The organism is Nesterenkonia cremea, from assembly GCF_014642675.1.
GTDB classification, from domain to species: Bacteria; Actinomycetota; Actinomycetes; order Actinomycetales; family Micrococcaceae; genus Nesterenkonia; species Nesterenkonia cremea.
This window is the reverse complement of the sequence record NZ_BMIS01000007.1, coordinates 40010-56107: the sequence shown is the minus strand read 5'-3', so window position 1 is coordinate 56107 and position 16098 is coordinate 40010. Positions and strand designations below refer to the sequence as shown.

Sequence of the window (16098 nt, the reverse complement as noted above, 5' to 3'; positions counted from 1 at the left end):
CCTTCCTCAGTCGATGGGGTGGTGAAGGGTCACCAGTTTGCGGCCGTCGGGGAAGGTGGCTTCCATCTGGATGTCGGTGAGCGCCTCCGGGACGCCCTCCATGACCTCCTCGCGGCTGAGCACCGAGCGCCCGTTCTCCATCAGTTCCGCTACGGTGCGGCCCTCACGGGCCCCTTCGATGACCCAGGAGGACAGCAGCGCCACCGACTCCGGATAGTTCAGCTTCACTCCGCGGCTGCGCCGGTCGCGGGCCAGCATGGCGGCAGTGGCGAGCAGGAGCTTCTCTGTCTCCCCAGGGGTGAAATGCATCGGCGTCCTTCCGGTGTCGTGTCGCTGTCATCATCCTGCCATCGCTATGTTTCGCCAGAATTTACACAGCGAGCGGAATCACTGATGGATCCCTGCATCGGCGCGGATCTGCGGGTCTCGACGCGCCCCATCCTTTACATGAGTGACATGCAGGAGCAACGTCAGAGTAATGCCACTGCCGCAGGGTGTTGATCATCCACCGGACCCCTGACACAACCCTGATCGGAGATCTGCATGTCTGAGAAGAAGCGCCAGTCCCGCCTCACAGCATATGCCGCCATCGGAGCAGCCGGAACCCTGGTGCTCTCTGCCTGCGGTGCCCGTGCCGGGGAGGAGGACGCCGCCGTCGCGGAGTCCTGTGTGGACACCGACGGCGACACCATCAAGATCGGCTTCATCAACTCCCAGTCCGGCAATATGGCCATCTCGGAGACCACGGTCAACGACGTGCTCCACATGGCCGCCGACCAGATCAACGAGGACGGCGGAGTCAACGGCTACGAGCTCGAAATCGTGGAGGAGGACGGGCAGTCCGAGCCGGCCACCTTCGCCGAGCGCTCCGAATACCTGCTCACCCAGGAATGCGTGGCCGCGGTCTTCGGCGGCTGGACCTCGGCCTCGCGCCAGGCCATGCTCCCGGTCTTTGAGAACAACAACGGCCTGCTCTTCTACCCCACCCAGTACGAGGGCCTGGAGTCCTCCGAGAACGTCTTCTACTCAGGAGCCACCACCAACCAGCAGATCCTCCCTGCGCTGGAGTACCTGAAGGAGGAGGAAGAGATCGAGTCGCTCTACCTGGTCGGCTCGGACTACGTCTTCCCGCGCACCGCCAATATGCTCATCCAGCAGTGGGCGGAGGAGAACGACGTCGAGATCCTCGGCGAGGACTACACCCCGCTGGGCTCCACCGACTTCTCCACCATCGCCAACACTGTGGCAGCCTCCGATGCCGACGCCGTGTTCAACACGCTCAACGGCGAGTCCAATGTGGCCTTCTTCTCCCAGTTCGACGACGCCGGCCTCACCGCTGAGGAGATGCCGGTCATGTCGGTCTCCATCGCCGAGGAGGAGGTGGACGGCATCGGACCTGCCCTGTTGGACGGCCACCTGACCTCCTGGAACTACTACCAGACCCTGGAGGACCCCGAGAACGAGGAGTTCGTCGCAGCCTTCCAAGAGACCTACGGCGAGGACCGGGTGACCTCGGATGTCATGCAGTCCTCCTACAACAGCCTCTTCCTCTGGGCCGCCATGGCCGAGGAGGCCGGATCATTCGATGTGGACGAGATCCGCGAGGTGGCCGACGGGACCAGCATCGACGCACCCGAGGGCGAGGTGACCGTCGACGGCGAGACCCAGCACGTCACCAAGACCCCGCGCATCGGCGTCATCAACTCCGACGGCCTGATCGACCCGATCTGGGAGGGCGAGCTCACCGATCCGGACCCCTACCTCGAGGACTACCAGTGGGCCGATGACGAAGAGGCGGCCGAATACGCAGAAGAGGCCGAGGACTGAGCCGCCGGCCCGCCTGCTGCCCGCTCAACGGATAGGGACTACGGAGAACTATGGACGTCGTGCTCTCACAGCTCGTCGCCGGGATCAGCGTCGGATCGATCCTGCTGCTCGCAGCGATCGGTCTGGCGTTGACCTTCGGCCAGATGGGCGTCATCAATATGGCCCACGGAGAGTTCATCATGATCGGAGCCTATGTGGCCTTCGTGATGCAGGGACTCTTCGGCTCGGGCGTCAGTCTGCTGGTCGCCATACCGGCGGCCTTCCTCGTCGGAGGCATCTTCGGCGTCGTGCTGGAGCAGATCCTCATCCGACATATGTATCACCGGCCCTTGGACACGCTGCTGGCCACCTTCGGCGTCGGGCTGATCCTCCAGCAGCTGGCCCGTGATCTCTTCGGGGCTCCCGCGGTACAGGTGTCCAACCCCCCGTGGCTCTCCGGTTCGGTGCAGATCCTGGGGACCAACGTCCCGCTGACCCGGCTGTTCATCCTTCTTCTCGTGGTGGCCGTGGTGGCCGGGCTGGCCGCGCTGATGGCCTACACCAGCCTGGGACGCCGCATCCGGGCCACTGTGCTGAACCGCAACCTCGCCGAGACCTCCGGTATCTCCACCCGCTGGACCGACCGGACCACCTTCTTCATCGGCTCCGGACTGGCCGGCGTCGCCGGTGTGACGGTGACTCTGATCGGCGCCACCAGCCCCACGATGGGCACCAGCTACATCGTGGACGCCTTCCTGGTGGTGGTGGCCGGCGGCATCGGCCGGATCAAGGGAGCGGTCATCGCCGCCTTCAGCCTGGGCATCCTGCAGGCCTTCATCGAATACTCCACGACCGCCTCCATCGCGAAGTTCATCGTGCTGATCGCCGTCGTGGCCTTCCTTCAGCTGCGTCCGCAGGGACTCGTCAGCGTCCAGACAAGGAGCCTCGCATGAGCACCACTGCCACACAGAAGAAGACGGGCAGGCTGGCGCGCATCAGCGCCGCCGGCACGAGCCCCGGCGTCCCCTCGCCGCGCACCGCCTACCTCGGGATCGCGCTGATCGCAATGGGCCTGCTGGTCCTCGCCCCCGCCCTGCTGACTCCCTTCGAGCTGCGTCAGATGGGCCGGTTCGTCTGCTACGCCATGGTGGCGGTGGGCATCGGCCTGGCCTGGGGCCGCGGAGGCATGCTCACCCTGGGACAGGGCGTGTTCTTCGGCATCGGCGCCTACTGCATGGCCATGCATATGCAGCTGGAGGACGCCGCGCTGCGCGGCGAGGAGACCCCGCAGTTCATGGGCACCTTCGGCGTGGACCTTCCCTGGTTCTGGGAACCCTTCCACTCGCCGCTGATGACCATTCTGCTGATCCTCCTGCTGCCGGCCGCCCTGGCCTTCGCGTTGGGCTACTCGGTGTTCAAACGGAAGGTGCGCGGCGCCTACTTCGCCATTCTCAACCAGGCGATGGTCTTCGCCTTCGTGACCCTGCTGGTGGGCCAGCAGGCCACGCTGAACGGCTCCAACGGCCTCTCCGGCTTCGAGTCCTTCTTCGGCTTCGCCATCCACGATCCCGCCAACCGGCAGATGATCTACATGATCGCCGCAGCCCTGCTGGTGATCATGATGCTGGTGGCCTACTGGATGATGCGAAGCCGCTTCGGCGAGCTGCTGGTGGCCACCCGCGACGCCGAGGAGCGCGTCCGCTTCCTGGGCTACGACCCAGCGATCATCAAGACCATCACCTTCGTCACCGCCGCTGTGATGGCCTCCGTGGCCGGGGCGATGTTCGTCCCGCTGGTGGGGATCATCTCGCCGGCCGAGCTCGGCGTGGTGCCCTCCATCGCCTTCGTGATCGGTGTGGCGATCGGGGGCCGCGCCACCCTCTTCGGTCCGGTGCTGGGCGCCATCGCCGTGGCCTGGGCGGAGTCCACCCTGGCGGAGAACTTCCCCTCCGGCTGGACCTACTTCCAGGGGCTGCTGCTGATCCTGGTCATCGCACTGCTGCCGGGAGGCATCGCCTCCGTGGGCCGGTACCTGCGGTGGAAGCACAGGGGCGAGGCGGGGAAACCGACCTCAGAGGATCCCGCGCCGTCTGACCCCGCAACATCTGACCCAGAGTCTGAGAACTCTCAGAAGGAGGCCGCATCATGAGTCAGTCCGCCGCTCTCACCGTCCAGGACCTGGAGGTCACCTTCGGGGCATTCACCGCCGTGGGCGGTGCCTCCTTCGTGGCCGAGCCGGGGGAGGTGCACTTTCTGATCGGACCCAACGGAGCCGGCAAGACCACCTGTGTGGATGCCGTCACCGGCCTGGTCCGCGGCAGCGGCCGGGTGACCCTGGGTGAGCAGGAGGTCCTCGGACGTCCGGTGCAGAAGATCGCCCGGATAGGGGTGGGCCGGACCTTCCAGACCGCCAGCGTCTTCGAACAGCTCTCCGTGCTGCAGAACCTCGACATCGCCGCCGGCATGCACCGCTCGCCCTGGTCGCTGATGGGCCGGCGTCGGGGTGTGGAGGACCGGATCCGTGATGCCCTGGAGCAGACCCAGCTGGAGGACCTGTGGGACCGTCCCGCCGGGATCCTCTCCCACGGCCAGAAGCAGTGGCTGGAGATCGGGATGCTGCTGGTCCAGGACGCTCGGGTGCTCATGCTCGATGAGCCGGTGGCCGGGATGAGTCTGGAGGAGCGCAACGCCACCGGTGAGCTGCTGCACCGGGTGAAGCAGGACCGCGCCGTCGTCGTGGTGGAGCATGACATGGAGTTCATGCGCAGCTTCGCCTCCCGGGTGACCGTGCTGCACCAGGGTACGGTGCTCTCCGCCGGCTCAGTGGCCGAGGTCCAGGCCGATCCCAAGGTCCAGGAGGTCTATCTGGGCACCGCCTCCATGACCGAGGAGGACGCCGCCCAGGCCGATGCCATGGCCGTACAGACCGCAGGGGGACCGCATGCTTGAGCTCAAGAATGTCACCGCAGGATATGACCGCACCCAGGTGCTGGGCGGAGTGAGCCTGACCAGTGCGGAGAACGGGATCGCCGCCGTGCTGGGGCACAACGGGGCCGGTAAGACCACGCTGCTGCGCGCCGTGGTGGGCATCATCCGGCCCACTGGAGGCACCATCACCTTCGACGGGGAGGACATCACCCAGGCCCCTCCCAACCAGCGGGTCCGGCGCGGAATGGCCTATGTGCCCCAGGGGCAGCAGTCCTTCGAGCAGCTGAGCACGCTGGAGAACCTGCAGGTGGTGGCCGACGGCCGCCCCCGGCCCCGACGCCGGCAGCTGGTGGACCAGGCCCGCGAGCGCTTCCCGGCGCTCAACGAGGTCATCGATAAGAAGGCCGGGCTGCTCTCCGGCGGTCAGCGTCAGCAGCTGGCCATCGCCCGTGCGCTGATCACCGAGCCCAGGATGCTCATCCTGGATGAGCCCACTGAGGGCATCCAGCCCTCGGTGGTGGCGGAGATCGAGCGCACCGTCACCGCGCTGGCGGCTGAGGACGGACTCTCGGTCCTGTTGGCGGCCCAGCATGTGGGCTTCGCACTGAACAACGCTTCGAAGTACTTCGTCCTGGCCTCTGGGCGGGTGACCAGTTCCGGTGAGGGCGGCAGCGGCGCCCAGGACGAGGTGCGCGAGGCCATGGCCATCTGAGTACGATCAGGTGTCTATGCGTTCAAGATCGAGGGGTGGGCTGTCCACAGGTGGAGTGTCCCGCGCCCGCCGGGCCGCGGAGGACAGTCTGGAGGACTATGCCTTCCGCTATGTCCCTCGGTCCTTCCGCCGCTGGAGCGCTCCCGCTGTGGGCGGTGCGGCGCTCGGCTCCATGGCCTTCCTGGCCGACTTCTCCATGGGGGCCACCGTCGGGCTGGAGCACGGGACGCTGAACGCAGTGGCCGGCATCGCGCTGGCCTCGGTGATCATCTTCGCCGTGGGACTGCCCATCGCCTACTACGCGGCGCGCTACAACCTGGATGTGGACCTGGTGACCCGCGGCTCGGGCTTCGGGTATCACGGCTCAGTGATCACCACTGTGATCTTCGGAGGGTTCACCTGCATCTTCTTCGCTCTGGAGGGCGCCATCATGGCCCAGGGGCTCTACGCGGGGATCGGGATCCCGCTGCCGCTGGGCTATCTGCTCTCCACCGTGGTGGTCATCCCCATCGTGATCTACGGGATGCGAGCCCTGGAGCGACTGCAGTTCTGGACCACTCCGCTATGGCTGGTGCTGGCTGCCCTGCCGCTGGTGTGGGTGGCGCTCACCGAGCCTGAGGTGGTGGAGGCCTTCCTCTCCTTCGACGGCGACGGCACCGGGGAGCTGGAGGTCGGGGCAGTGGTGGCCTCCGCTGCGGTCTGCTTTGCGCTGACTCCGCAGCTGGCCGAGCAGCTGGATTACATCCGCTTCATGCCGCCGCGCACCCGTGCCAACCGGCGGGTGTGGTGGACCTCCATGCTGCTGGCCGGCCCCGGCTGGGTGATCTTCTCCGGGATCAAGCAGCTGCTCGGCGTCCTGTTGGCGGTCTATGTCCTGGTGAAGCTGGACCCGGGGCTCTCCGACCGGGCCGCGGAGCCGGTGGTCCAGTTCCTCGGCATCTATGAGCAGCTGATGCCCCAGTGGCTGGCAGTGACACTGGCGCTGGTGCTGATCGTCATCGCCCAGGTGAAGATCAACGTGACCAACGGCTATTCCGGCTCGCTGGCCTGGCTCAACGCCTATGTGCGGGCCACCAAGCGCTACCCCGGGCGCAGCGTGTTCGTGGTGTTCAACCTCAGCATCGCCTTCGGGCTGATGATGATGGACCTGTTCGCGCTGATGGCCTTCGTGCTGAGCCTCTACGCCAATCTGGTGATGGCCTGGCTGGTGACCATCGCCGCGGACATCGTGATCAACAAATACCTGCTGGGGCTCTCCCCGGTGCGCCCGGAGTTCCGCCGCGGCATGCTGCACAGCTGGAATCCGGTGGGTCTGGTCTCCGTGGGCGCGGCCTCGGCGCTGTCCATCGCCGCCTTCTTCGGGCTGCTGGGTGAGGCGCTGCAGCCCTTCGCCATCCTGCTGGCCATCGGGACGGCGGCGGTGCTGACCCCGCTGACGGCTGTGCTCACCCGCGGCCGGTACTACCTGCGCCGGCAGGACGACGGCATCGATCTGCCGCTCTATGACCAGGACGGGAACCCCTCCTCGGAGCGTCTGCGCTGCCATGTGACCGGCTACACTTTTGAACGACCCGACATGCTGGCTTCCGCCGAGCGCGGGCCGCTGGGAGAGGTGCAGCACATCTCCTCCCTGGCGCTGACCCTGGCCGGCTCCGAGAAGTACCTGTTGCCGCCGGAGGACGGACACGATGACCGACGCGAATGACACGCCGACAGCCGTGGTCGCCGCCGCTGCCGTCCGGGTGGCTGAGACGAGCTTCGATGAGATCAGCTACCGCGAGCTCAGCACGGCCGTGGGCATCTCGGAGCGGACCGTCTACCGGCACTTCCCCACTCGGGCACATCTGCTGACCCGCACCGCCCTGGCGTTGGAGGCCCAGCTCTTCGCCCCGACCGTCTTCACCGACTGGGCCGGACTCCACGAGGCCGTCGCCCAGCGGTTCGGTGCCTTCGACCAGCACCCGGCCGAGGCCGCTCTGCTGGCCCGGGCCGCCTCGGTCTCAGCGGTCAGCGGCTATGACAGCTCCTTCTTCGCCGCCTCGGTCAGCGCACTGGTGGAGGAGACCGCGCCGGGGCTGAACCCCAGGGACCGGCGTCGGACCGCCTCAGCGCTGTGCTGGTTCGCGTCGGCAGGATTCTGGGCCCGCTGCCGCACCGCCTTCGGCGCTGAGGCCGAGGAGATCTACAGGTTCTACCGCAGCTCTGCCCGGGAAGTGCTGCGCGCCGCCCCGGAGGGCACCTGGCCCCAGACCGCACTGGTGGGATCCCAGGCATGATCGGGCCGGCGGCAGAGGCGGAGATCATCGCCGAACAGCTGGGGCTGAACCGGACCTCGGCGGAGATCTTGGCCGCCTATGTGGAGCTCATCGAAGAGCTGGGAACCGATGATGTCTCGATGAAGCTGATCGCCCGCCGAGCCGGTGTGGGGGAGCGGACCATCTTCCGACACTACGCGACACGGACGGACCTGCTGCTCGGGGCGGCCTCCTGGGCGGACCGGGTGGTCTTCGCACGGCCTGACTATGACTCCGTCTTCGATCTTCCTCTGGCCCTGCGACAGACGATGACCGCCTATGGACAGCGTCCTGACCTGGCCTTCCTGGTGGCAGAGGCCATGATGCGCGGGGCAGCGGGGACGGACCCTGCTCCCTCCCGCGAGCATCTGGAGAGGCTGCTGTGGCAGGAGATCCCTGACCTGCAGGAGGATGAGCGCCGCTCGGTGCTGGCGGCCCTGTGCCATCTGGACTCGGCGGGGACCTGGGTGGCCCTGCAGCGAGAATTCGGCATGGCTGTCCATGACATCGCCGACGCCGCCGCCTGGTCGGCCGAGGCCACCCTCAATCCGCTGCGCAGCAGGACGGGGGCACACTATGGCTGAGGAACTGGCCGAGGGACCTGCTGAGGGAGCGGTCCAGGGAGCCGCCGGAGATCACCACGTCCACCATCATGACCGCCCCGCCCACGCGGTGAGCAGGGCGGTGGAGGAGCTGCGGCGCCGCGGCGAGCGGGCCACAGCTGCACGGCGCTCTGTGCTTCAGACGCTGGCCGGTCATGCCGAACACCTCTCAGCCGATGATGTCGCCGAGATGCTCAGCTCGGAGGGGGTCCACCGCACCACGGCCTATCGGACGCTGGAGCGCTTCACCGAGCTGGGGATCGTCACCCTGCGGCAGGTCCCCGGGGAGGCGGCCTCCTATCACCTGGCCGCGGCCTCCCATCTGCACGCGCACTGCCGGATATGCCATGAGGTCTTGGCCTTGGACCCGGAGAGCTTCGAGGCCGCGGCGGAGGCGGCGGCCCAGAGCACCGGCTTTCAGCTGGACCTGCAGCAGTCCACGCTCATCGGGCGCTGTGCGAGGTGTGCGGCATGAGTCGCTGGGTCTGCGGAGAGGGCAGGCAGCCCTGGCACGCCAGGATTTCGGCCGGGTTCCCAGCGGGTCCCTCAGAGGCTGCGGGGATCCGGCAGCGGCTCGGAGGCGGCGGATCCCAGATGTTGGCGCAGTGCGCCGTCGAGCTCGCTGAGCCGCTCGGCGGCATCCTGGAGCAGCTCGGTGCCGCGCTCGCCGATCTGCAGCTGGGTGACCCGGCGGTTGGTGGGATCCACGCTGCGGTAGACCGCGCCGAGGGAGACCAGATGATCGACGATCCTCGTGGTGGTTGTCGTGGGGATGCAGAGGCTTCCGGCCAGAGTGCTCATCGTGGCAGCCCGTTGCGCGGCCACCAGCCAGAGCGCGCGCCAGCGGTCCAATGTGAGGTCGGTGGGGGCCAGCAGTTCGTTGACCCGCGCGGCCAGGCGGGCGTTGAAGGTCAGCAGCTCGCTGATCGCTGTGCCGGAGACCGTCTCCTCAGCCTGTGCAGACGCCACGGTTCATCCTCCTCTGCCGGTTCTCGGGCCAAGTATGTCATACCCGTCAGCTCTGGAAAGTGTGCCCGGGAGGTGCTTGTGCGATGATCCGCATCGGCCTTGTGGTGCCCCAGCGCGGACCGACCGGCATGTTCGGTCCCTCCTGCGTCGCGGCCGCACGGATGGCCGTGGAGGAGGTCAACCAGGGCGCCGGCATCGTGGGCCAGGCGGTGGAGCTGGTGGTCATCGACGCCGGCGGCGCACCGGAGGCGGTGGCCGACGCTGTGGAGCATCAGATGCTCAGCGGCGGACTGCACGCGGTGACCGGCTGGCACATCTCCTCAGTGCGCCGGGCGATCATCCCGCGCTTGGGCGGCCGCGTGCCCTATGTCTATCCCGCGCTCTATGAGGGCGGCGAGGCGGCACTGGGGACCTTCTGTACCGGAGAGGTCCCCGAGGCCCAGATCCGGCCGGTGCTGGAGTGGATGCGGCAGAATCTGGGTGTGAGCCGTTGGTTCATCGCGGGCAGCGACTACGTCTGGCCGCGGCAGACCGCAGCTGCGGCCGCCGAGTTCATCCGCGGGCTGGGCCTGGAGCTGGCCGGCACCGACTTCGTGCCTCTGGGTGCCTCCGGGGCAGAGGTCTCCCAGCTGGTGGGGCAGGTGGAGCGCAGCGGTGCCCACGGAGTGCTCATGCTCTTCCCGGGCCAGGACGGCGTGGAGTTCAACCGTCGATTCAGCGCCGCAGGCCTGGACTCCTCGGTGCTGCGCTTCAGCCCGCTGCTGGAGGAGAACATGCTGATGGCCATCGGTGCGGACTCGGGGGAGGGGCTCTTCACCTCAGCCGGCTACTTCCGCTCGGCCGCCAGCGCCGGGGCGATGGACTTCCAGTCCCGGTTCGCCGCCGCCTACGGCACGGAGGCCCCGGCGCTGAACTCCATGGCCGAGTCCACCTATTCGGCCCTCCATGTCATCGCTGCCCTGGCCCAGCGTGGGGGAGGCCTGAGTGTGCCCCAGATGTCCTGGGCGGCCGAGGGCGAGGTTCTCGAGGTTCCGCGCGGTGAGCTGCGCTTCGAGGACGGCAACGTGAGACAGGACGTCTATCTGGCCGCGGCCGAGGGGCTGGACCTCTCGATCGTGGACAAGCTGGAGCCGCAGCGCTTCTGATCGGCGTCGGTGTAAAACCTGCGTTTCGCAGGGGCTGGAACCATTGACTGGCCTGACAGCGTCTCCCTAAGGTCAGAACATTCCCGTATGGGAATGTTCCGAATGGGTCGATCTGGAGAGGTTCAGCGCCCGCGGGGCATTCCGATGGGAGGACCTGAGGCCCGAGAATGCGAAGGAAGCGAACCCATGCGTCACGGTGACATCTCCTCCAGCGACGACACAGTCGGCGTCGCGGTCGTCAACTACAAGATGCCGCGGCTGCATACCAAGGAAGAAGTTCTGCAGAACGCCCAGAAGATCGCCGACATGGTGGTCGGTATGAAGCAGGGGCTGCCCGGTATGGACCTGGTGGTCTTCCCCGAATATTCCACCCAGGGGATCATGTATGACCCCGAGGAGATGTTCGACACTGCCGCCACCGTCCCGGGTGAGGAGACCAGCATCTTCTCCCAGGCCTGTCGCGAGGCCGGGACCTGGGGTGTCTTCTCCATCACCGGCGAGCAGCACGAGGAGCACCCGGATAAGCCGCCGTACAACACGCTGGTGCTGCTCAACGATAAGGGCGAGATCGTCGACCGATACCGCAAGATCCTCCCCTGGGTCCCGATCGAGGGCTGGTATCCCGGCGGCAGCACCTCAGTGGCTGAAGGCCCCAAGGGTCTGAAGATCTCGCTGATCATCTGCGATGACGGCAACTACCCGGAGATCTGGCGCGACTGCGCCATGAAGGGCGCTGAGCTCATCGTCCGCCCGCAGGGCTATATGTACCCGGCCAAGGACCAGCAGGTCATGATGTCCAAGGCTATGGCCTGGGCCAACAACTGTTATGTCGCCGTGGCCAATGCCACCGGCTTCGACGGCGTCTACTCCTACTTCGGCCATTCGGCAGTGGTGGGCTTCGACGGCCGGACCCTGGGCGAATGCGGCGAGGAGGAGTACGGGATCCAATACGCCCAGCTCTCCATATCCGCCATCCGCGACGCACGGAAGAATGACCAGTCCCAGAACCACCTGTTCAAGCTGCTGCACCGCGGCTACACCGGTGTCCATGCCGCCGGCGACGGAGATCAGGGCGTGGCCGAGTGTCCGTTCGACTTCTATAGGGAATGGATCACCGACGCCGAGGCCGCTCAGCGCAAGGTGGAGGCCATCACCCGAGACACGGTGGGCACCGCCGAATGTCCGGTGGGCGAGCTTCCCTATGAGAAGACCAAGGAAGCCTGATCCATGCCGTTTGTGACGGATCGCCTGGCCGATCAGAGCAGGTGCGCCCAGGTCCCGTCCGGCGGGGACGAGGAGCTGGCCGAGTTTCTCAGCGCCCGGATCCGCGGTCAGCAGGAGGCCGTCCGGGCCATCGTCCGTGCCACCACAGTGGCCCGGGCCGGCCTGGCCGAGCCGCACCGCCCGCTGGGCAGCATCCTGCTGGTCGGCCCCACCGGTGTGGGCAAGAGCGAGCTGGCCAGGACCCTGGCCCACGCGCTTCGCGGAGATCCGGAGGACCTGTGCCGGATCGATATGAGCCAGATGTCCCAGGAGCACTATGCCGCCTCCTTCGGTGGCGCTCCGCCCGGATACTCCGGCAGCAAGGAGGGCCACACCCTCTTCGACCGCTCCACGGTGGAAGGGGATCCGTATACGCCCGGAGTGGTCCTCTTCGACGAGATCGAGAAGGCTCACCGGGTGGTGCTGCGCTCGCTGCTCCATGTCCTGGATCACGGGGAGCTGGTGCTGGCCAACGGCCAGGAGCGGATCGACTTCCGCAACAGCTACGTCATCCTCACCTCCAATCTGGGAGCGCGCAGCCTGACCCGCCTGATGCAGGGACCGGTGGGCCGGCTGCAGCGGCGCTTCGGCTCGGCCGAGTCAGCCGGCAGTCGGGCCGGACAGCTGACCGCGGGCATCGCGCGGCGAGCCGGCGAGCGGCTGAGCCGCCGGGCGGTGCAGAGCTTCCTGGACCCGGAGTTCTTCAACCGGATCGATGAGATGGTGGTGCTCGAACACCTCGACGGGGCCACGGCTGAATCCATCGTGGAGCTGCAGGTCCAAGAGATCATCCGTCGCGCCCGTCGCCGCCGTGCCTCGGTGACTGTGGACCCTAGCGTGCACCGCCTGCTGCTGGCCGAGGGCTTCAGCCCCGCCTATGGCGCGCGCAGCCTGTCCCGGGCGGTGCGCCGGCATCTCTCCGCCCCGCTGGCCGATGCCATGCGGCGGGCGCGCCAGGTCGGGGAGACCAAGCCGGTGCTGCATGTGGTCTGTGAGGGCGAGGAGGCGGTGGTCTACCGCAGGACCGCACCGGAGGAGGAGCCCGACGCCGCCCCGGACAGTCCGCCGGAGCCAGTACCTGAAGCTGAGGAGAAACCTGACGCCGACGTCGGCTCCGGTGCCGCGCCTGAGGCTGATGCCGGGTCCGACACGACGGCTGAGACCCGTTCCGAGGAGGACCACGATGCCCGTCTATGAGTTCCGCTGCCCGGCCGACTGCGGCCGCTTCGAGGTCCGTCATCCCATGGCCTTGGTGCCCTCAGCCGAGTCCTGTCCGAGCTGTGCGGCCGAATCCCCACGGATGATCGCCGCCGTCGGGCTCTCCCGCAGCGGCTCTGCCGTGCACCGGGCCATGGATCAGGCCGCCCTTTCGGCCAGCGAGCCCGAGGTGGTCCGCGGATCACCGGGCCGTGCCCGCAACTCCCCGGTCACCACCGATCCGCGGCACCGGAAGCTGCCGGCTCCCTGAACTGCGCAGAACTGCACACCCACCTGCCTGAGCACCACTGACTGAGAGGACGTCATGCCAGAAGTTCTGTTTCCCCTCGATTCCCAGAAGTCCTTTACCGAGCAGGAGAAGCTCGGCCACAACCGGTGGCATCCGGAGATCCCGCCGGTGGCTACGGTCAAGCCCGGCGACAGCTTCCGGGTGGAGTGCCGCGAATGGTTCGACGGCGCCATCAGAAACGACGACTCCGCCGAGGACATCCGGGACGCCCCGCTGAACTCGGTGCACACCCTCTCCGGTCCCTTCTCCGTGAAGGGAGCCAAGCCGGGCGATCTGCTGATCGTCGACATCCTGGACATCGGGCCCATCCCGCAGGAGGAGGGCCCGCTGGCCGGACAGGGCTGGGGCTATACCGGGATCTTCGCCCAGAACAACGGCGGCGGCTTCCTCACCGAGCAGTTCCCGGACGCCTATAAGGCCATCTGGGACTTCTCCGGCCAGACCGCCACCTCCCGGCACATCCCCGGGGTCAGCTTCACCGGTATGGTCCATCCGGGCCTGATGGGCACTGCGCCTTCCGCCGACCTGCTGAAGACCTGGAATAAGCGGGAGGGCGATCTGATCGCCACCGACCCGCAGCGTGTGCCGCCGCTGGCCCTGCCGCCGGAGCCCGACAGCGCCATCCTGGGCGGAGTGCCCGGGGGCGAGTTCTCCCGAGTCTCCTCGGAGGCGGCCCGCACGGCACCTCCGCGGGAGAACGGCGGGAACCAGGACATCAAGAACCTGACCAAGGGAAGCCGTGTCTTCTACCCGGTGTTCGTCGAGGGAGGGAAGCTCTCCGTGGGCGACCTCCACTTCTCCCAGGGCGATGGTGAGATCACCTTCTGCGGTGCCATCGAGATGGGCGGCTACATCGACCTCCACGTGGACATCATCCCTGGCGGCATGGAGACCTACGGGGTCAGCGAGAACGCCATCTTCATGCCTGGCCGCACCGATCCGCAGTACTCGGAGTGGCTGGCCTTCTCCGGCACCTCGGTGACCCTGGAGGGCGAGCAGCGCTACCTGGACTCGCAGCTGGCCTATCAGCGGGCCATCCTGCACGCCATCGACTATCTGACCACCTTCGGCTACACCCCGGAGCAGGCCTACCTGCTGCTGGGCGCAGCACCGATCGAGGGCCGGTTCTCCGGAGTGGTGGACATCCCGAACTCCTGCGCCACGGTCTACATCCCCACCGAGATCTTCGACTTCGAAGTCCGTCCCACCGCAGATGGACCCACCCAGGTCTCCGGCGGAATGCCGGTGCCCACAGCGGCCAACCCAGCGCTGTGAGCCTATGAGGAGCCGGGACCGCTGATCAGTCGGCGGGCTTCACCGCACGGATGCGGTACTGCATCTGCACCTGGTGGCCGGGAGCCACACCGCGGGCCTGATCCAGAACATAGAGCGCGGTCAGCTCCTCCACGGTCATCTCGGTGAAGCCTGCCGCCGCGATCTGTTCGGCATAGACGCTGATGCTGTCGGCCTCGGCCAGCGGCATCCGCTGCTGCGCCCCGGCATAGGCTGCGGTGAAATGGGCCGAGCGCTCGGTCGGCGCCTCGTCGGCACCGGCGGCAAGCCCCTCGGGGAACCACAGGGAGTCCACGACGCCGAGCACCCCGCCCGGGCGCAGCACCTCCAGCCAGCGGCCCAGCGCCTCCGCGGGGTCGCGCAGCGTCCAGAGCAGGTACCGGGCCGTGATCGCATCGAAGCTTCCGGGAAGGAACGGGGGAGCGGCGGCGTCGCCGGTGAGGAACTGGGGATTCTCCGCCCCGCCGGTGTGCAGCCGCGCCTGCTCCAGCATCCCCTCGGCCAGGTCGATGCCGGTCACCCGGTGCCCCAGAGAGGCCACCACCACAGCGGCATGTCCGCTGCCGGTGCCTATGTCGAGCACCTCGGCCGGCCTTCCCTCGGGGCCGGCGTCGGGCTGCGGAAGCATCTCGCCCCAGATGCGGCCCCACAGCTCCGCCTCGCCCTCCTGTCGGAGGCGACGACGCTGATGGGCGTCATACTCACCGGCCCAGCGCGACCAATACTCATTGACCCGGTCCTGGAACTCCTGGCCTGCCGGCGCCTCCGCCGCTGTCTGCTGGGTCATCGCTCCCTCTCTGCCTCCGCCACTCGCCGGAACAACAGCTGGGTGGTGTCATCCTCTGCGGTCACGCGCTGGATGCTCACGTCGTAGACCGGCTCGATCATCTCCTCGGTCAGCACCTCATCCGGGGTGCCGGAGGCGTGGACCCGTCCCTGGGAGAGCAGCACCACGGAGTCGCAATAGCGGGCCGCCAGGTTCAGGTCATGCAGGACCACCACGGCGGTGATGCTCAGCTCACGGACCAGATGCAGCACCTGGTGCTGATAGCTGATGTCCAGGTGGTTGGTGGGCTCATCCAGCAGCAGACAGTCGGCCTGCTGGGCTAAGGCCCGGGCGATGAGCACCCGCTGCTTCTCTCCGCCGGAGAGGCCGCTGAACTCACGGGAGGCCTTCTCCAGCAGCCCCACGCGCTCCAGGGCCTGGGCGGCCAGCCGCTCGTCCTCGGCCCCGCGCCGGTCGAACATGCCCAGATGCGGCGTGCGGCCCAGCAGAACGATGTCGCCTACGGAGAGCATCAGTTCGCTCGGCGGCTCCTGGACCACTACGGCCACCCGTTGGGCCAGCTTCCGGGCGCCGATGCGGCCGATCTCCTCACCGTCGAAGGTGACGCGGCCGGCGTCGGGACTCAGCGCCCCGCAGAGGGTGCGCAGCAGCGTGGTCTTGCCGCTGCCGTTGGGGCCGATCAGCCCCACGACCTCGCCGGGCGCGGCAGACAGGGAGGCCTCCTGGAGCACCGGGTTCTGGCCGAAGGAGCGGCTGACCGCCTCGGCGTGGAGCAGGGGAGCCTCGGCCATC

Annotated in this window: 18 protein-coding genes; 14 read left to right on the top strand and 4 right to left on the bottom strand. The window is 67.6% G+C overall.

Going from position 1 to position 16098, the window contains the following annotated elements; translation table 11 throughout:
- Positions 1 to 6: 6 nt before the first annotated feature.
- Positions 7 to 309, bottom strand: coding sequence for an urease subunit gamma (locus IEW85_RS08875; protein WP_188684807.1), 303 nt, complete (start codon positions 307 to 309; stop codon positions 7 to 9).
- A gap of 234 nt (positions 310 to 543) precedes the next feature.
- Between IEW85_RS08875 and urtA the strand changes: the two genes are divergently transcribed.
- From urtA to IEW85_RS08830, 9 genes are read left to right on the top strand one after another with little or no spacing between them, the layout of a single operon-like run.
- Positions 544 to 1827, top strand: coding sequence for an urea ABC transporter substrate-binding protein (gene urtA / locus IEW85_RS08870; RefSeq protein ID WP_188684805.1), 1284 nt, complete (start codon positions 544 to 546; stop codon positions 1825 to 1827).
- 50 nt (positions 1828 to 1877) lie between these two features.
- Complete coding sequence (urtB, locus tag IEW85_RS08865) at positions 1878 to 2759, top strand: urea ABC transporter permease subunit UrtB (RefSeq protein ID WP_188684803.1); 882 nt, start codon at positions 1878 to 1880, stop codon at positions 2757 to 2759.
- Entirely contained in the window at positions 2756 to 3955 is a 1200-nt protein-coding gene (gene urtC / locus IEW85_RS08860) for an urea ABC transporter permease subunit UrtC (protein ID WP_188684801.1), read from the top strand. Before urtB ends, urtC begins: the two co-directional genes overlap by 4 nt.
- Positions 3952 to 4755 carry an urea ABC transporter ATP-binding protein UrtD gene (urtD, locus tag IEW85_RS08855; RefSeq protein ID WP_188684799.1) on the top strand — a complete coding sequence of 268 codons (804 nt, stop codon included), beginning with the start codon at positions 3952 to 3954 and terminating at the stop codon, positions 4753 to 4755. The genes urtC and urtD overlap by 4 nt, the downstream gene beginning before the upstream one ends.
- On the top strand, positions 4748 to 5446 hold the full coding sequence (gene urtE / locus IEW85_RS08850) for an urea ABC transporter ATP-binding subunit UrtE (RefSeq protein ID WP_188684797.1): 699 nt from the start codon (positions 4748 to 4750) through the stop codon (positions 5444 to 5446). Before urtD ends, urtE begins: the two co-directional genes overlap by 8 nt.
- A 55-nt stretch (positions 5447 to 5501) precedes the next feature.
- Entirely contained in the window at positions 5502 to 7151 is a 1650-nt protein-coding gene (locus IEW85_RS08845) for a purine-cytosine permease family protein (protein WP_229658926.1), read from the top strand.
- The gene (locus IEW85_RS08840) at positions 7135 to 7722 is read left to right on the top strand and encodes a TetR family transcriptional regulator (RefSeq protein ID WP_188684794.1); all 588 of its coding nucleotides are present in this window, start codon (positions 7135 to 7137) and stop codon (positions 7720 to 7722) included. The genes IEW85_RS08845 and IEW85_RS08840 overlap by 17 nt, the downstream gene beginning before the upstream one ends.
- A complete protein-coding gene (locus IEW85_RS08835; protein ID WP_188684791.1) occupies positions 7719 to 8324 on the top strand; it encodes a TetR/AcrR family transcriptional regulator in 606 nt (201 codons plus the stop codon). The genes IEW85_RS08840 and IEW85_RS08835 overlap by 4 nt, the downstream gene beginning before the upstream one ends.
- Positions 8317 to 8817 carry a Fur family transcriptional regulator gene (locus tag IEW85_RS08830; protein ID WP_188684789.1) on the top strand — a complete coding sequence of 167 codons (501 nt, stop codon included), beginning with the start codon at positions 8317 to 8319 and terminating at the stop codon, positions 8815 to 8817. The genes IEW85_RS08835 and IEW85_RS08830 overlap by 8 nt, the downstream gene beginning before the upstream one ends.
- 71 nt (positions 8818 to 8888) lie before the next feature.
- Here the strand turns inward: IEW85_RS08830 and IEW85_RS08825 are convergent, their stop codons facing one another.
- A complete protein-coding gene (locus IEW85_RS08825; RefSeq protein WP_188684787.1) occupies positions 8889 to 9311 on the bottom strand; it encodes a MarR family transcriptional regulator in 423 nt (140 codons plus the stop codon).
- An 83-nt stretch (positions 9312 to 9394) separates the two neighbouring features.
- Here IEW85_RS08825 and IEW85_RS08820 point away from each other — a divergent pair, with 83 nt between their 5' ends.
- The 5 genes from IEW85_RS08820 (at position 9395) to fmdA (ending at position 14501) form a co-directional block, all read left to right on the top strand.
- Positions 9395 to 10456, top strand: a complete 1062-nt coding sequence (locus tag IEW85_RS08820) for a substrate-binding domain-containing protein (protein ID WP_188684785.1) — start codon at positions 9395 to 9397, stop codon at positions 10454 to 10456.
- Between the two features lie 186 nt (positions 10457 to 10642).
- Positions 10643 to 11680: an aliphatic amidase gene (locus tag IEW85_RS08815; protein WP_188684783.1), complete on the top strand. Its 1038-nt coding sequence runs from the start codon at positions 10643 to 10645 to the stop codon at positions 11678 to 11680.
- A 3-nt stretch (positions 11681 to 11683) separates the two neighbouring features.
- The gene (locus tag IEW85_RS08810; protein ID WP_188684781.1) at positions 11684 to 12916 is read left to right on the top strand and encodes an AAA family ATPase; all 1233 of its coding nucleotides are present in this window, start codon (positions 11684 to 11686) and stop codon (positions 12914 to 12916) included.
- The gene (locus IEW85_RS08805; RefSeq protein ID WP_188684779.1) at positions 12903 to 13187 is read left to right on the top strand and encodes an FmdB family zinc ribbon protein; all 285 of its coding nucleotides are present in this window, start codon (positions 12903 to 12905) and stop codon (positions 13185 to 13187) included. Before IEW85_RS08810 ends, IEW85_RS08805 begins: the two co-directional genes overlap by 14 nt.
- 54 nt (positions 13188 to 13241) lie before the next feature.
- Positions 13242 to 14501: a formamidase gene (gene fmdA / locus IEW85_RS08800; RefSeq protein WP_188684777.1), complete on the top strand. Its 1260-nt coding sequence runs from the start codon at positions 13242 to 13244 to the stop codon at positions 14499 to 14501.
- 25 nt (positions 14502 to 14526) lie between these two features.
- Here the strand turns inward: fmdA and IEW85_RS08795 are convergent, their stop codons facing one another.
- A complete protein-coding gene (locus IEW85_RS08795) occupies positions 14527 to 15306 on the bottom strand; it encodes a class I SAM-dependent methyltransferase (RefSeq protein ID WP_188684775.1) in 780 nt (259 codons plus the stop codon).
- Positions 15303 to 16097: an ABC transporter ATP-binding protein gene (locus IEW85_RS08790; protein WP_188684773.1), complete on the bottom strand. Its 795-nt coding sequence runs from the start codon at positions 16095 to 16097 to the stop codon at positions 15303 to 15305. The genes IEW85_RS08795 and IEW85_RS08790 overlap by 4 nt, the downstream gene beginning before the upstream one ends.
- Position 16098 lies beyond the last annotated feature (1 nt).

Bases quoted from the DNA above. Each gene is read 5' to 3' on its own strand.
- IEW85_RS08805 (WP_188684779.1), top strand. From the start codon at position 12,903: ATGCCCGTCTATGAGTTCCGCTGCCCGGCCGACTGCGGCCGCTTCGAG.
- fmdA (WP_188684777.1), top strand. From the start codon at position 13,242: ATGCCAGAAGTTCTGTTTCCCCTCGATTCCCAGAAGTCCTTTACCGAG.
- IEW85_RS08820 (WP_188684785.1), top strand. From the start codon at position 9,395: ATGATCCGCATCGGCCTTGTGGTGCCCCAGCGCGGACCGACCGGCATG.
- IEW85_RS08830 (WP_188684789.1), top strand. From the start codon at position 8,317: ATGGCTGAGGAACTGGCCGAGGGACCTGCTGAGGGAGCGGTCCAGGGA.
- IEW85_RS08875 (WP_188684807.1), bottom strand. From the start codon at position 309: ATGCATTTCACCCCTGGGGAGACAGAGAAGCTCCTGCTCGCCACTGCC.
- IEW85_RS08790 (WP_188684773.1), bottom strand. From the start codon at position 16,097: ATGGCCGAGGCTCCCCTGCTCCACGCCGAGGCGGTCAGCCGCTCCTTC.
- urtD (WP_188684799.1), top strand. From the start codon at position 3,952: ATGAGTCAGTCCGCCGCTCTCACCGTCCAGGACCTGGAGGTCACCTTC.
- urtE (WP_188684797.1), top strand. From the start codon at position 4,748: ATGCTTGAGCTCAAGAATGTCACCGCAGGATATGACCGCACCCAGGTG.
- IEW85_RS08835 (WP_188684791.1), top strand. From the start codon at position 7,719: ATGATCGGGCCGGCGGCAGAGGCGGAGATCATCGCCGAACAGCTGGGG.
- urtB (WP_188684803.1), top strand. From the start codon at position 1,878: ATGGACGTCGTGCTCTCACAGCTCGTCGCCGGGATCAGCGTCGGATCG.
- IEW85_RS08795 (WP_188684775.1), bottom strand. From the start codon at position 15,306: ATGACCCAGCAGACAGCGGCGGAGGCGCCGGCAGGCCAGGAGTTCCAG.
- IEW85_RS08810 (WP_188684781.1), top strand. From the start codon at position 11,684: ATGCCGTTTGTGACGGATCGCCTGGCCGATCAGAGCAGGTGCGCCCAG.
- IEW85_RS08840 (WP_188684794.1), top strand. From the start codon at position 7,135: ATGACCGACGCGAATGACACGCCGACAGCCGTGGTCGCCGCCGCTGCC.
- urtA (WP_188684805.1), top strand. From the start codon at position 544: ATGTCTGAGAAGAAGCGCCAGTCCCGCCTCACAGCATATGCCGCCATC.
- urtC (WP_188684801.1), top strand. From the start codon at position 2,756: ATGAGCACCACTGCCACACAGAAGAAGACGGGCAGGCTGGCGCGCATC.
- IEW85_RS08815 (WP_188684783.1), top strand. From the start codon at position 10,643: ATGCGTCACGGTGACATCTCCTCCAGCGACGACACAGTCGGCGTCGCG.